This window comes from Microbacterium hydrocarbonoxydans (assembly GCF_900105205.1).
Classification (GTDB): Bacteria; Actinomycetota; Actinomycetes; order Actinomycetales; family Microbacteriaceae; genus Microbacterium; species Microbacterium hydrocarbonoxydans.
Window position 1 is genome coordinate 1,604,697 of the sequence record NZ_FNSQ01000005.1, and the last position, 14,652, is coordinate 1,619,348.

The 14,652-nt window shown below is 67.5% G+C and carries 12 protein-coding genes; 8 read left to right on the forward strand and 4 right to left on the reverse strand.

The features are described from left to right. Positions 1-3 precede the first annotated feature (3 nt). The 3 genes from BLW44_RS08080 to clpX all read left to right on the forward strand — a co-directional run bounded on the left by BLW44_RS08080 (position 4) and on the right by clpX (position 3,744). A complete protein-coding gene (locus BLW44_RS08080) occupies positions 4-1,446 on the forward strand; it encodes an aldehyde dehydrogenase family protein (protein WP_060926454.1) in 1,443 nt (480 codons plus the stop codon). After that, positions 1,443-2,312 carry an aldehyde dehydrogenase family protein gene (locus BLW44_RS08085; RefSeq protein ID WP_060926453.1) on the forward strand — a complete coding sequence of 290 codons (870 nt, stop codon included), beginning with the start codon at positions 1,443-1,445 and terminating at the stop codon, positions 2,310-2,312. Before BLW44_RS08080 ends, BLW44_RS08085 begins: the two co-directional genes overlap by 4 nt. Positions 2,313-2,475: 163 nt before the next feature. After that, positions 2,476-3,744 carry an ATP-dependent Clp protease ATP-binding subunit ClpX gene (clpX, locus tag BLW44_RS08090; protein ID WP_060926452.1) on the forward strand — a complete coding sequence of 423 codons (1,269 nt, stop codon included), beginning with the start codon at positions 2,476-2,478 and terminating at the stop codon, positions 3,742-3,744. Between the two features lie 48 nt (positions 3,745-3,792). Here the strand turns inward: clpX and BLW44_RS08095 are convergent, their stop codons facing one another. Together BLW44_RS08095 and BLW44_RS08100 are read right to left on the reverse strand one after the other, a co-directional pair. After that, complete coding sequence (locus BLW44_RS08095; protein ID WP_060926451.1) at positions 3,793-5,844, reverse strand: M3 family metallopeptidase; 2,052 nt, start codon at positions 5,842-5,844, stop codon at positions 3,793-3,795. Continuing rightward, complete coding sequence (locus tag BLW44_RS08100; protein WP_060926450.1) at positions 5,841-6,749, reverse strand: LysR family transcriptional regulator; 909 nt, start codon at positions 6,747-6,749, stop codon at positions 5,841-5,843. Before BLW44_RS08100 ends, BLW44_RS08095 begins: the two co-directional genes overlap by 4 nt. A gap of 81 nt (positions 6,750-6,830) precedes the next feature. Here BLW44_RS08100 and tdh point away from each other — a divergent pair, with 81 nt between their 5' ends. The 4 genes from tdh (at position 6,831) to BLW44_RS08120 (ending at position 9,949) form a co-directional block, all read left to right on the forward strand. After that, positions 6,831-7,874: an L-threonine 3-dehydrogenase gene (gene tdh / locus BLW44_RS08105; protein WP_060926449.1), complete on the forward strand. Its 1,044-nt coding sequence runs from the start codon at positions 6,831-6,833 to the stop codon at positions 7,872-7,874. Beyond that, positions 7,874-9,052 (forward strand): glycine C-acetyltransferase, encoded by a 1,179-nt coding sequence (locus BLW44_RS08110; RefSeq protein ID WP_060926448.1) that lies wholly within the window; start codon positions 7,874-7,876, stop codon positions 9,050-9,052. The genes tdh and BLW44_RS08110 overlap by 1 nt, the downstream gene beginning before the upstream one ends. Positions 9,053-9,119: 67 nt before the next feature. Then, positions 9,120-9,725, forward strand: a complete 606-nt coding sequence (locus BLW44_RS08115) for an ArsR/SmtB family transcription factor (RefSeq protein ID WP_060926447.1) — start codon at positions 9,120-9,122, stop codon at positions 9,723-9,725. 5 nt (positions 9,726-9,730) lie between these two features. Continuing rightward, positions 9,731-9,949 carry a hypothetical protein gene (locus BLW44_RS08120; RefSeq protein WP_139305255.1) on the forward strand — a complete coding sequence of 73 codons (219 nt, stop codon included), beginning with the start codon at positions 9,731-9,733 and terminating at the stop codon, positions 9,947-9,949. A 58-nt stretch (positions 9,950-10,007) separates the two neighbouring features. Here the strand turns inward: BLW44_RS08120 and BLW44_RS08125 are convergent, their stop codons facing one another. Further along, on the reverse strand, positions 10,008-10,223 hold the full coding sequence (locus BLW44_RS08125) for a hypothetical protein (RefSeq protein WP_060926445.1): 216 nt from the start codon (positions 10,221-10,223) through the stop codon (positions 10,008-10,010). Continuing rightward, a complete protein-coding gene (gene valS, locus BLW44_RS08130; RefSeq protein ID WP_060926444.1) occupies positions 10,223-12,832 on the reverse strand; it encodes a valine--tRNA ligase in 2,610 nt (869 codons plus the stop codon). The genes BLW44_RS08125 and valS overlap by 1 nt, the downstream gene beginning before the upstream one ends. Positions 12,833-13,001: 169 nt before the next feature. On the opposite strand from valS, the gene BLW44_RS08135 reads away from it, so the two are divergent. Continuing rightward, complete coding sequence (locus BLW44_RS08135; RefSeq protein ID WP_060926443.1) at positions 13,002-14,612, forward strand: ABC transporter substrate-binding protein; 1,611 nt, start codon at positions 13,002-13,004, stop codon at positions 14,610-14,612. Positions 14,613-14,652 lie beyond the last annotated feature (40 nt).

Consider the following 14,652-nt stretch of genomic DNA (forward strand, 5'->3'; position numbering starts at 1 on the left):
CATATGTCATTCCTGGAATACGCTCCGGCACCGGAGTCGAAGGCAGTACTCAACCTCAAGGACAGCTACGGGCTCTTCATCGACGGTGAGTTCGTCGACGGATCGGGGTCGAGCTTCGCGACGATCTCACCGGCCGATGAGAGCCACATCGCCGAGATCGCCTCGGCGAGCGACGCGGATGTCGACCGGGCGGTCGCCGCCGCACGCCGCGCCTACGAGAAGACCTGGTCGAAGATGAGCGGCCGCGATCGCGGCAAGTACCTCTTCCGCATCGCACGTCTCGTGCAGGAGCGGGCTCGCGAGCTCGCCGTCGCCGAGAGCCTCGACAACGGGAAGCCGATCAAGGAGAGCCGCGATGTCGACGTGCCTCTCGTCGCCTCCTGGTTCTTCTACTACGCGGGGTGGGCCGACAAGCTCGACTACGCCGGACTCGGCGCCGACCCGCGGGCGCTCGGCGTGGCCGGGCAGATCATCCCCTGGAACTTCCCGCTGCTGATGCTCGCGTGGAAGCTCGCTCCTGCTCTGGCGGCAGGCAACACCGTGGTGCTCAAGCCTGCCGAGACGACGCCGCTGACGGCGCTGATCTTCGCGGAGATCCTGCAGCAGGCGGATCTTCCCGCCGGTGTCGTCAACATCATCACGGGCGCCGGCTCCACGGGTGCCACGCTCGTGCGTCACCCCGACGTCGACAAGGTCGCCTTCACAGGGTCGACCGGTGTCGGCAGGGACATCGCCAAGGCGGTGGCCGGCACCCGGAAGAAGCTCACTCTCGAGCTCGGAGGGAAGGCTGCGAACATCGTGTTCGACGACGCGCCCATCGACCAGGCGGTCGAGGGGATCGTCAACGGGATCTTCTTCAACCAGGGGCACGTCTGCTGCGCCGGAAGTCGACTGCTCGTGCAGGAGTCGATCCATGACGAGGTCATCGATCGGCTGAAGAGCCGCCTGTCGACGCTGCGCCTCGGCGACCCGCTTGACAAGAACACCGACATCGGGGCGATCAACTCGGCTGCGCAGCTCGCGCGCATCCGGGAGCTCAGCGACATCGGCGAGGCCGAGGGCGCTGAGCGGTGGACCGCGGACTGCGCGATCCCCGACAAGGGCTTCTGGTTCGCGCCGACGATCTTCACCGGTGTCGAGGCGTCGCATCGCATCGCACGCGACGAGGTCTTCGGGCCCGTGCTGTCGGTGCTGACCTTCCGCACTCCCGCCGAAGCGATCGCCAAGGCCAACAACACCCCCTACGGCCTCTCCGCGGGCATCTGGTCGGACAAGGGCTCGCGCATCCTGGCGGTCGCCGACCGTCTGCGCGCCGGCGTCATCTGGGCCAACACCTTCAACCGATTCGACCCCTCGAGCCCGTTCGGCGGGTACAAGGAGTCCGGATACGGCCGCGAGGGCGGACGCCAGGGCCTCACCGCATACCTGAAGGGAGCCGGAGAATGAGCAAGCGATTCGGTGCCAATGACCGACTCAGTGTTCCGAAAACCTACAAGCTGGCGATCGGCGGCGCGTTCCCGCGCAGCGAGTCAGGACGCACGTACGAAGTGCTGTCGGCGAAGGGGACGTTCCTCGCGAACGCGGCGAAGGGTTCCCGCAAGGACGCCAGGGATGCCGTCGTCGCCGCTCGCGCCGCGGTGAAGGGGTGGTCGGGAGCGACCGCCTACAACCGCGGACAGGTGCTGTACCGCGTCGCCGAGGTGCTCGAGGGGCGGCGCGCGCAGTTCATCGACGAGATCGCCGCGCAGGAGGGCGTCTCGACGGCCGCCGCCGCCGCGCAGGTCGACGAGGCGATCGACCTCTGGGTCTGGTACGCCGGCTGGTGCGACAAGTACGCGCAGGTCGCGGGCAACGCCAACCCGGTCTCCGGCCCCTACTTCAACATCTCCGTTCCGGAGCCGACCGGTGTCGTCGCGATCGTGGCACCTCAGGATTCGGCACTGCTCGGACTCGTCTCCGTCGTCGCACCGGCACTGGTCGCAGGCAACGCGGTCGTGGTGATCGCGAGCGAGCAGTATCCGCTGTCCGCCATCAGTCTCGCCGAGGTGCTCGCGACGAGCGATCTCCCCGGGGGCGTCGTCAACGTGCTCACCGGGTCGCCGGCCGAGATGGCGCCGTGGCTCGCCTCACACCAGGACGTCAACGCGCTCGATCTGGCAGGTGCCGGGGATCTCGAGTGGATCGACCTGCAGATCGATGCCGCCGAGACGCTGAAGCGGGTGCTGGCACCAGGCGCGGTCACCGCATCGCCGGAGCGGATCGGAGCGTTCACCGAGGTCAAGACGGTCTGGCACACCAAGTCCATGGTCTGAGACCCGTCATCGACAGGCCCGCCCCGCGCATCGCGAGGGGCGGGCCTTTCTCGTGCGAGTCGATATCGACTCGAGATATGCGGTACCGCGCCAATGCGTCCCGGCGTCGGATGCAGCGGTTAGGCTCAGTAGACGATCTCTGGATCCCCCTAGGAGGACGCGCATGGCCCGTATCGGTGAAAGCGCTGACCTGTTCAAGTGCTCGTTCTGCGGAAAGAGCCAGAAGCAGGTGCAGCAGCTCATCGCTGGCCCCGGTGTGTACATCTGCGACGAGTGCGTCGAGCTGTGCAACGAGATCATCGAGGAGCGGATGGCAGAGTCCTCCGCGGAGGGCACGGCAGACTTCGAACTCCCCAAGCCCCGTGAGATCTTCTCGTTCCTCGAGGAGTACGTCGTCGGACAGGAGCCTGCGAAGAAAGCGCTCGCTGTCGCGGTGTACAACCACTACAAGCGGATCCGCGCACACGGCACGCTCCAGACCGCCGAGCAGAAGGCCGAGAGCGTCGAGATCGCCAAGAGCAACATCCTGCTCATCGGCCCGACCGGCTGCGGCAAGACCTACCTTGCGCAGACCCTGGCCAAGCGCCTGAATGTGCCGTTCGCTGTCGCCGACGCGACGGCCCTCACCGAGGCCGGCTATGTCGGCGAGGACGTCGAGAACATCCTCCTCAAGCTGATCCAGGCCGCAGACTACGACGTCAAGCGCGCCGAGCAGGGCATCATCTACATCGACGAGGTCGACAAGATCGCCCGCAAGGCCGAGAACCCCTCGATCACCCGTGACGTCTCCGGCGAGGGCGTGCAGCAGGCGCTGCTGAAGATCATCGAGGGGACTGTGGCCTCGGTGCCGCCGCAGGGCGGGCGCAAGCATCCGCACCAGGAGTTCCTGCAGATCGACACCTCGAACGTGCTGTTCATCGTCGCTGGTGCGTTCGCGGGGCTCGAGGACATCGTCTCCGCGCGCGTCGGCAAGCACGGCATCGGATTCGGTGCGCCGCTGCACGACAAGGGCAAGGACCTCGACCTCTTCAGCGAGGTGCTCCCGGAGGACCTGCACAAGTTCGGTCTCATCCCCGAGTTCATCGGCCGTCTCCCCGTGGTGACCTCGGTCTCCCCGCTCGACCAGGACGCCCTCATCGACATCCTCACCGGACCCCGCAATGCGCTGGTGAAGCAGTACCAGCGCATGTTCGAACTCGACGGAGTCCAGCTCGAGTTCGAAGAGGACGCGCTCCGCTCGATCGCCGACCTCGCGGTCGAGCGCAAGACCGGTGCTCGCGGACTGCGGGCCATTCTCGAAGACGTGCTCGGTCCGATCATGTTCGAGATCCCATCAGCGGAGGATGTCGCCAAGGTCATCGTGACGAGGGCAGCCGTCGACGAGGGCGCTCCTCCCACGATCGTGATGGAGCGCAAGCGCAAGAGCGCGTGACTCTCCTTCGCTAGGCGTCCGTCGGCACTCCGCGTACGGACGGGTTCCTCACGCCTCGAGACCGCGGCGCTTCAGGAGCGGCGCGATCTCGGCATCCCGTCCCCGGAAGTCGCGGTAGGCGACGAGCGGATCCTTCGAGCCGCCGACGCCCAGAAGCCGGCCACGGAATCGGTCGCCGTTCTCTCGGGTGAGTCCGCCATTGTCGCGGAACCACTCGACGGTGTCCGCGTCGAGCACCTCGCTCCAGATGTACGAGTAGTAGCCGGCGCTGTACCCGCCCGAGAACACGTGGGCGAAGTACGTCGACGAGTAGCGGGTCGGCACGACCGGATCGTCGAGTCCGATGTCGGCCAGCGCTGCGGCTTCGAAGGAGGCGACGTCGTCGACCGTCGTAGCCTCATCGACCCGATGCCATGCCTGGTCCAGCCAGGCGGCTGCGAGGTACTCGCTCGTGTCATGGCCCTGGTTGAAGGTCTCCGTCGCGCGCAGTCGTTCGACGATCGTGGGGTCGAGCGGTTCGCCTGTCTCATGGTGCCGCGCGTAGTTGTCGAGCACCTCAGGCCACAGGATCCACATCTCGTTCACCTGGCTGGGGAACTCCACGAAGTCGCGGAAGACGTTCGTTCCCGCGAAGTGCGGGTACGTGACGACGGCGAAGAGCCCGTGCAGCGCATGGCCGAACTCGTGGAAGAGCGTCGTGACCTCGTCGAGGGTGAGGAGAGTCGGCTCTCCGTCGCCGGGAAGCGGCACGTTCAGGTTGTTGACGACCACCGGGAGCGTTCCGCGCAGACGCGATTGGCTCACGATCGGGTTCATCCAGGCGCCGCCGCGCTTCGAATCACGGGTGTACAGGTCGAGGACGTACAGTCCGACCGCGCTCCCGTCGGCGTCGCGCACCTCGAACACGCGCGCGCCCGGGTGGTAGGCGCGGAGGTCCCGGCGCTCTGCGAACGTCACCCCGTAGAGTTTCGTCGCTGCGAAGAAGACGCCGTCCTGCAGCACCCGCTCGGCCTCGAACCACGGGCGGAGCGCGCTCGTGTCGATCGCGTATCGGGCCGTCCGCACCTTCTCCGTATAGAACGCCCAGTCATGCGCCTCGACCGAGAAGGGGGTCGCCTCGGTCTCGTCGACGATCGCCTGCAGGGCTTCCCTCTCCGCTCGCGCGTTGCGCGCAGAGGGGGCCGCGAGATCGCGCAGCATCCGCTCGACCGCGTCCGGGTTGCCGGCTGTCTCGTCCGCCGTCACGTACGCGGCATGCGAGGCATAGCCGAGCAGCGCCGCGCGCTCGGCGCGGAGCCGGACGATCTCAGCGAGCACGGGACGATTGTCGTTCGCGTTGCTGCGGGCAGCGCGCGACTGCGAGGCCGCCATGATGCGGCGGCGCGACTCGCGGTCGCGGAGCTGCGCCAGGTACGGATGCCCGGTGAACAGCGGCAGGGAGATGACGAAGCGTCCGTCGAGGCCGCGATCCGTCGCCGCGCGGGCCGCTGCGGAGAGCTCTCCGCTGCTGAGACCGGCGAGCTCATCGGCCGAATCGAACACGACGGCGAGGTCGTTCGTGTCGTTCAGCAGGTTGCGCTCGAAGGTGTTGTTCAGAGTCGACAGCTGCTGGTTCAGGGCGGTGAGTCTGCTCTTCGCCTCGTCGTCGAGGGCCGCACCCGCGTGGGTCATCTCGCGGTGGTGCCGTTCGACCAGATACCGCTGCTCATCATCGAGCTCGAGATCGTCGAGGTGCGCGTGCACCTGCTGGACGCGCCAATACAGCGCGCCGTCGAGAGTGATGGCATCCTGATGAGCCGCCATGAGGGGAGCGAGCTGTTCGTCGATCTCCTGGATCTCCGGCGTCGCATCGGCTGAGGTCACGGTGTAGAACGCGTGCGCGACGCGGTCGAGCAGCTCTCCTGAGCGTTCCAGCGCCTCGATCGTGTTCTCGAAGGTGGGCATCGAGCGCACCATCGTGATCCGAGCGATCTCTCGGAGGTGCTCGTCGAACGCGTCCTGGAACGCCGGCGGGTAGTGCTCGGGTCTGATGGCGGCGAAGTCGGGAAGACCGTAAGGGAGCGTGGACGGCTGAAGCAGAGGATTCGCGACGTCGGTCATCCTCTGAGCCTAGCCATCACCCGCTGCAGGGCCTCGACCACCAGGCGTACCGACTGCCGCCTCAGGTTCTCGGGCCGGGCGAGCACATCGATCATTCGGTGTGTGCTCACTCCTCGCAGCGGAAGCCGCACGATGTCGCGGTCGTCGACGGTGCGGGACGTATAGCGAGGCAGCATTCCGAGTACCCCGCCTGCGGCGACGACGGCCGCGACCGCGCCATAGTCATTGATCCGGTGGCGGATCTCGACCGGGCGTCCGGCGACGGCCGACACGGCGCGCAGCACGTCGTCAGGGGAGTAACCGATGCGACTGGTGACCCAGGGGCTGTCGACGACATCGAAGGACGTCACCTGCCCGCGAGCGGCGAGCGGATGCGACGCGGCGACGGCGACGTCGAGGGGCTCTCGCACGAGCGCGAGGCTGCGCACCCCGTCGGTCGGCCAGGGCGGTGAATGCTCCATGCGATGCGCGAGCACGAGGTCGTAGCGAGCGGTGAGCGCAGGAAACTCGCTCTGCGCCACATCCTCGTCGGTGAGCTGCACGGTCGGTGGTGCGGGTGAATCGTCGAGCTCACGGATCAGTGACCCGAACAGCGCCTGCCCGACGCTGTGGAACCCGCTGATCGTCACCACGCCGGTGCTGTCGTTCTCGAAGTCATCGAGCGAGCTGCGGGCGGCGGCCATCGCGTCGATCGCTTCGGCGCCTGCAGTCGCGAGAACCTCGCCCGCGGCGGTCAATGTGAGGCGGCGGCCGTCCTTGCGGGTGAGAGGCGTGCGGAAGTCCCGCTGCAAGGCGGCGAGATGCTGCGACACCGCGGACGGGGTGACGTGCAGCGCCTCTGCGACGGCGGTGACGCTGCCCAGCGCCCCGAGCTCTCTGAGCATCTGCAGTTGGTGTAGCTCCACCCAGAAAGATTAGCGTTTACTACATGATCCATGCAGACACTGCCGGTGGTTCTACATGGTCCGGTGCGATGGAATCGACGTATGAAGGCACTGTTCAAGGCAGAACGATCGGCCGGGCTCGAACTCGCCGAGCGCCCCGACCCGGTAGCCGCACCCGACGAGGTCGTGATCCGCGTGATGCGCACGGGGATCTGCGGCACCGACTTGCACATCCGTCGGTGGGACGACTGGGCCGCGTCTGCGATCGACGCCCCGCTCATTCCGGGCCACGAGTTCTACGGCGAGGTCGTGGAGGTCGGACCTCTCGTCCATGACATCGCTGTCGGGGATCGCGTCTCCGGCGAGGGGCACATCGTCTGCGGCACCTGTCGCAACTGTCGAGCCGGACGCCGGCAGATGTGCATCAGGACCATCGGGCTCGGCCTGCAGCGTGACGGCGCGTTCGCGGAGTACCTCGCCCTGCCGGCGACGAACGTCTGGGTGCATCATGCCGACGTCTCGCCCGAACTCGGGGCGATCTTCGACCCGCTGGGCAACGCCGTGCACACCGCTCTCACCTATCCGCTGGTCGGTGAGGACGTGCTGGTGACCGGATGCGGACCCATCGGCCTCATGGCGATCGCCGTGGCGCGGCACGCCGGAGCGCGGTTCATCGCCGCGACGGACGTCAGCGCAGCCCGCCTCGAGATGGCGGGGGAGATGGGCGCCGATGAAGTCGTAGACGTCTCGACGCGCGACATCCGCGACGCCCAGCACGCGTTGGGCCTGCGGGAGGGGTTCGACATCGGCTTCGAGATGAGCGGCGCTCCTGCTGCTCTGCCCGCCATGATCGAGAACATGAACCACGGTGGTCGCATCGCGATGCTCGGACTGCCGAGCGCGGGATTCGAGATCGACTGGGGCAAGCTCGTCACGCACATGCTCACCGTCAAGGGGATCTACGGTCGCGAGATGTTCGAGACCTGGAACGCGATGGGGGCGATGCTGCAGACCAGCGCGACGCTGCGCGATTCGATCGGCAGAGTCATCGCGGACGTGCTGCCGGCTCGTGAGTGGGAGCGGGGTTTCGCCGCGGCGGAGTCCGCCGGCACAGGAAAGATCATCCTCGACTGGACGGAGCTGTGATGTACGGGACTTTTCAGAATCATGTGGCGGGCGAACTCGCAGAGATCGACGCGGCGGGCCTCACCAAGCACGAGCGCGGCATCCGCGGTGCGCAGAGCGCCCTGATCACCGCGGACGGCGCTGAGGTGCTGAACTTCTGCGCCAACAACTATCTCGGGCTCGCCGACGATCCCCGGATTCTGGAGGCCGCGACGGCTGCCTTGCAGGAATGGGGATACGGACTCGCGAGCGTCCGCTTCATCTGCGGCACCCAGGAGCAGCACCTCGAGCTGGAGCGCCGCCTCGCCGACTTCCTCGGCACGGATGACTCCATCCTGTACTCGTCGTGCTTCGATGCGAACGGGGGAGTGTTCGAGACGCTCTTCGGCGCGGACGATGCCATCATCTCGGACGAGCTCAATCACGCGTCGATCATCGACGGCATCCGCCTGTCCAAAGCCCGCAGACTGCGATACCGCAACCGTGACATGGCGGATCTCGAAGCTCAACTGCAGGCCGCATCCGACGCGCGATTCCGGGTGATCGTCACCGACGGCGTCTTCTCGATGGACGGCTACATCGCCCCGCTCGCGGAGATCTGCGACCTGGCCGACACGTACGACGCCCTGGTGTTCGTCGACGATTCGCACGCCGTCGGATTCGTCGGCGACAACGGGCGGGGCACCCCCGAGTTCTGCGGCGTCGCCGATCGGGTGGACATCTACACCGGCACGTTCGGCAAGGCACTGGGTGGAGCATCCGGGGGCTACGTCGCCTCGCACCGCGACATCGTCGCCCTGCTGCGGCAGCGATCGCGGCCGTATCTGTTCTCGAACACCCTCGCCCCCGCGATCGTCGCCGGCACCCTGACGGCGCTCGATCTGGTCGAGAGCTCGGCGGATCTGCGGGCGCGCCTGAGGGACAACGCGGCGCTGTTCCGCGAGCGGATGACGGCGGAGGGCTTCGACCTGCTGCCAGGACAGCATCCGATCGTCCCCGTCATGTTCGGCGATGCGGCGCTGACGGCGCGGATCGCAACGGAGATGCAGGCGCAGGGCGTCTATGTGACCGCGTTCAGCTTCCCCGTCGTGCCTCGCGGTGCCGCCCGGATCCGCGTGCAGCTGTCCGCCGCACACAGTCCGGAGCAGATCGAGCGGTGCGTCCAGGCTTTCGTCGCGGCGCGGGATGCCGTGAGCTGACGCGCCTGGCAAGTGCAATGCAAAGAAATACTTGCAAAGAAAGCTTTGCAGAGGTATCTTTGCATGTATGACCAACGATGAGGGACGCACTCTCGACTCCGGCGCTCTGAAGGCACTGGCCCACCCGCTCCGGGTGCGCATCTACGATCTCCTGAGCGAGCGGGGGCCCCAGACGGCCAGCAGTCTCGCCGCTCTGATCGGCGAGACGTCGGGGGCGACCAGCTATCACCTGCGAGCGCTGGCCGCACACGATCTCATCAGGGAGGTCACCGGACGCGGGACGGCACGCGAGCGGTGGTGGGAGCGCCCGAAGGGCCGGATCAACCTGCCGGGGCCGGACGAGCAGCAGTCGCCGTCGAATCGCGCGGCCGCCCAGATCGTGACCTCGGAGTTCTTCCGCCTGCGCCATCAGACGCTGATGGACTACATGAACCGATCGACGGCGGACGAACCCGAGGAATGGCGCGACTCCGGACTCGTGATGACCACGATGCTCGATCTGACCGCCCCGCAGATGACTGAGCTCGCCGGCGAGCTCAGCGCTGTCGTCGATGCTGCGATCGAGCGATACCGCGGCCAGGAGAACGCCGCCGGGACGCGGCGCGTGACTCTGCGCGCCGAGATCTTCGACCTTCCTGCCGCGCGGACTCGCCGCACGAACCCCGAGGAGTGATGACCATGACGACCGCAACGCTTCGACTCGTCGGCCCCACCGCATTCGAGCGGATGCTCCAGCACCTCGCGCGCACGCTCTCACGGCATGTCGAGAGGCGCATCGCCCATCGTGCACGGCGCAGGGAGATCACCCTGGATCTCCTGCGCGAGCAGCAGACCCGGCGCCACGACCCGTCGGCCGTCGATCACGCCCTGGCGCAGCTCGGCCTGCCTCGACGTTGACTCCGGGTCGGCGTGGGCGCAGCAGCGCGTGGTTGCGTCACTCTCGATGGGCGACGCGTCAGTCCTCGAAGGGGCGGGCGACCACTTCTCCGGCGGCCGTCTGCACGACCTCCCAGCCGGCGTCGAGCTCCGCGATCGCGCGCCCCTCGAGCCAGGTGAGCGTCCAGTGACCGGTCAGGCCGCGCGACTCCACCTCGGCGATCGCCGGACGAAGTGCCGCGGGAACCGAGGCGGGCGCCTCGGACCCCGCCGCCCACCGCGTGCCCAGCTGCATCAGGCGCCCTCGACCGGGGCGAGCTCGATCGCGGTGACCGCGAACGCCTCGGCCTCGGTGAACTCGAGCTCGGCGATACGCCCCACGGCTCTGAGGTCGTCAGCTGCGGCGCGCAGAGCGTCGAGCTTCGTCGCGGGGGCGGCGATCGCTGCGCGGGAGACCGGCGTCTTCTGCGAGGCCTTCGCCTCCGTCTTGGCGCGGCGGATGCCGATCAGCGCCTCGCTCGCGGCCGACAGCACCGCGGTGTCGCCGTCGATGCCGAGAGGCTCCGGCCAGCTGGCCGTGTGGACGGATCCCTCCTCGAACCACGACCACACCTCCTCGGTCGCGAAGGAGATGATCGGCGCCAGGAGACGGAGCAGCGTCGACAGTGCGAGGCGCAGTGCGAGTGCGGCCGAGGCCTGCCCCACATCGTTCTGGTTGTAGGCGCGCTCCTTGACGAGCTCGAGGTAGTCGTCGCAGAACGTCCAGAAGAACGCCTCGGTCACTTCGAGCGCCTTGGCCTGGTCGTAGTTCTCGTAGGCCTTCGTGGCCTCGACGATCACGGCGTCCAGGGCTGTGAGCATCGATGCATCCAGGGCGTGCGTCACCTGCGCGCCCTCTGGCACCGGGAACGACAGCACGAACTTCGCCGCGTTGAGCACCTTGATCGCGAGGCGACGTCCGATCTTCACCTGGGTCGGGTTCTGGGGGTCGAAGGCAGCATCCATGCCCAGGCGGCTGGAGGCGGCCCAGTAGCGCACCGCATCCGAGCCGTGGGTCTCGAGGATGTCGGCCGGGGTGACGACGTTCCCCTTCGACTTCGACATCTTCTTGCGGTCGGGGTCGACGATGAAGCCGGAGATGGCGGCGTTGCGCCAGGGCGTGCGGCCGTCCTCCAGAGTCGAGCGCAGCATGGTCGAGAAGAGCCAGGTGCGGATGATGTCCTGACCCTGTGGACGCAGGTCGAACGGAGCCGTGAGCTCCCACAGCTCCTCGTCGCGCTGCCATCCGCCGGCGAGCTGAGGTGTCAGGGATGACGTGGCCCAGGTGTCGAGGATGTCGGCCTCGGCCACGAAGCCCCCGGCCGCGCCGCGCTGCTCCTCGGTGTAGCCGGCGGGCACGTCGGTCGTCGGGTCGATCGGCAGGCTGGCGTGATCGGGCGTGAGAACCCTGTCGTAGTCGCGCTCGCCGTTCTCGTCGAGCGCGTACCAGAGCGGGATCGGCACACCGAAGAAACGCTGACGCGACACGAGCCAGTCGCCCGTGAGGCCGCCGACCCAGTTCTCGTAGCGGACGCGCATGAAGTCGGGGTGCCAGGCGAGCTCGGAGCCGTGCGCGAGCAGCTCGTCGCGGAGCTTCGCATCACGGGCGCCGTTGCGGATGTACCACTGCCGGGTCGAGACGATCTCGAGGGGACGGTCGCCCTTCTCGAAGAACTTCACCGCGTGGTTGAACGGCTTGCCGACGGCGGTCATGTCGCCGGTCTCCTGCAGCTTCTCGACGATCGCCTTGCGGGCGGAGAACACCGTCTTGCCCGCCAGCTCCGCGGCGTACCAGTCTGTGGCCTCAGCGCTTGCCACGATGGACGGCGCGGTGGGCAGGAATCGTCCGTCGAGGCCGATGGTCGTCATGTTCGGCAGGTCGCCGCCCTCGGTCGTGCGCAGCTCGCGCCACCAGATGATGTCGGTCACATCTCCGAAGGTGCAGACCATCGCCGCCCCCGTGCCCTTGTCGGGCTGGGCGAGGTGGTGGCCGTGGATCTCGATCTCGGCGCCGAAGAACGGCGTGCGCACCTTCGTGCCGATGAGGTGCTTGTGGGGTCCCTCCGGGTGGGTCACGATCGCCACGCATGCGGGAAGGAGCTCGGGGCGGGTGGTCTCGATCGTGATCGAGCCCGATCCGTCCGCGAAGGGGAAGTCGATGGTGTGGTACGCGGCCTGTTGGTCGCGGTCCTCGAGCTCGGCCTGCGCGATGGCGGAGCGGAAGTCGACGTCCCACAGGGTCGGAGCGAGCGACTGGTAGGCCTCGCCGCGCTCGAGGTTGCGCAGGAAGGCGAGCTGGCTCTGACGGATCGTGTCGTCCGAGATCGTCCGGTAGGTCTGGGTCCAGTCGACGGAGAGGCCGAGCTGGCGGAACAGGGCCTCGAACTGCTTCTCGTCCTCGATGGTCAGGCGCTCGCAGAGCTCGATGAAGTTGCGGCGGCTGATCGGCTGCTGGTCGGCGGCGCGGCTCGACTTGTTGTCGCCGCCCTCGAACGGCGGCGTGAAGTCGGCCTGGTACGGCAGTGACGGGTCGCATCGCACGCCGTAGTAGTTCTGCACGCGGCGCTCGGTGGGCAGGCCGTTGTCGTCCCAGCCCATCGGATAGAACACGTTCTTGCCGCGCATGCGCTCGAATCGCGCCTTGACGTCGGTGTGCGTGTACGAGAACACGTGCCCGATGTGCAGGCTTCCCGACGCCGTCGGCGGGGGAGTGTCGATCGAGTACACGCCGTCACGGCCCGACTGCGCGGCGCGGATGCGGTCGAACAGGTAGGTGCCCTGCTCCGACCATGCCTCGCCCCACTTCGCTTCGAGGCCTTCGAGCACGGGCTTGTCAGGAATCTGAGAGTGTGCGGACGCGGCCATGAAGGATCTCCTCGAGCGATGTATGCGGCACTGTGTGAGCGTGCCTGAGTGTGGGTGTTCCCTCCAGTGTACCGAGGGCGGCGTCGGACGGATGCGCTCGCAGATCGACCCAGTCCAAGAATCGGCTCTAGACTTGTCGTATCCCGACCCGTTCTCTCGAGGAATCGCCATGCCCGCACGCATCACCCGCCGTCTGCTTCCTCTCGCTGCGCTCGCAGCGGCGTCTGCCCTCGCGCTCAGCGCCTGTGCGGGACCCTCTTCGGAGTCGGATGGCGGCGAGCTCGTCTGGTCGATCGAGGGAGCCAACCTCTCGGCCGGTCACATGGATCCCCAGGTGAGTCAGCTGGACGTCTCGGGCATGGTGCAGCGCGCGGTGCTCGACTCGCTCGTCTTCCAGGAGGAGGACGGCAGCTTCAGCCCGTGGCTGGCGACGAAGTGGGAGATCTCGGACGACAGCACCGAGTACACGTTCACGCTGCGTGACGACGTCACCTTCACCGACGGCGAGCCGTTCGACGCGGAGGCCGTCAAGGCGAACTTCGACCGCATCGTCGACCCCGAGACCGAGTCCGCTCAGGCGGCGGCGATGCTCGGCGCCGACTTCTACGAGGGCACCGAGGTCGTCGACGAGTTCACCGTCAGGGTGAAGTTCACGCAGCCGTACGCGCCCTTCCTGCAGGCGGCGAGCACACCCCAGCTCGGGTTCTACTCCCCGGCGGTGCTCGCGGAGTCGGCCGATCAGCTGAAGGCCGGCGGCCCCGACGTCACGGTGGGCACCGGCCCGTTCGTGCTCACCGAGTACACGCCCGATCAGGAGCTCGTGTACACGCGCAACGACGACTACGCCTGGGGTCCGCACGGCGAGAAGGCGCCCAAGGTCGAGACGCTGCGGGTCGAGATCCAGCCCGAGGCCTCCGTGCGCACCGGTGTCATCGAGAGCGGTGAGGCCGACCTCGCCAGCAACATCCCGCCGAACCTGGCCGGCGACCTCGGCGACGGGGTCACGGTCGACTCGATCGAGTACCCCGGGCTGCCCTACTCGCTCTACCTCAACGAGAAGAACGGCGTCTTCGCAGACGAGAAGGTGCGCCAGGCCTTCGCCAGAGGGATCGACGTCGACGCAGCCGTCGAGGAGATCTTCTTCGGACAGTTCCCGCGGGCGTGGAGCGTCCTGGGCTCCACGACGCCGGGGTACGACGCCTCCCTCGAGGACAGCCGGCCCTTCGATCAGGATGCAGCCAACGCTCTCCTGGACGAGGCCGGATGGACGGAGCGCGACAGCGACGGCATCCGGATGAAGGACGGTCAGCGTCTCTCGGCTCGCTGGATCGCGTGGACGCCGGTTCCCGACGACCGTGCCGCCCTCGCCAACGCCATCCAGTCCGATCTCAAGGCGATCGGCTTCGAGGTGGTCCGCGAAGAGCTCGAGCCCGGTGCGTACAACGAGCAGTACGGCCCCAAGACCTTCGACCTCACCGACTGGGGCTTCTCCGGGGTGGACGCCGACTTCCTGCGCGCGCACCTGCACACCGAGGGGTTCCAGAACGCCTCGCAGGTGACGGACCCCGAGATCGACGCGCTGCTCGAGCAGGCCGTCGCCTCGAACGACCAGGCCGAGCGCGACGACATCTACACGCAGCTGCAGGAGTGGAACGCCGAGTACACGGCCATCGTGCCGCTCTACAGCCCGTCGGCGATCACGGCCGTCGGAGATCGGGTCGAGGGGCTCACGTACGACCTGTACGGTCGGCCGCTGTTCTATGACGTGAGCGTGGGCTGACGACAGAACCGTCCAGCGGCCGTCGGAACAGCGCTGCGGT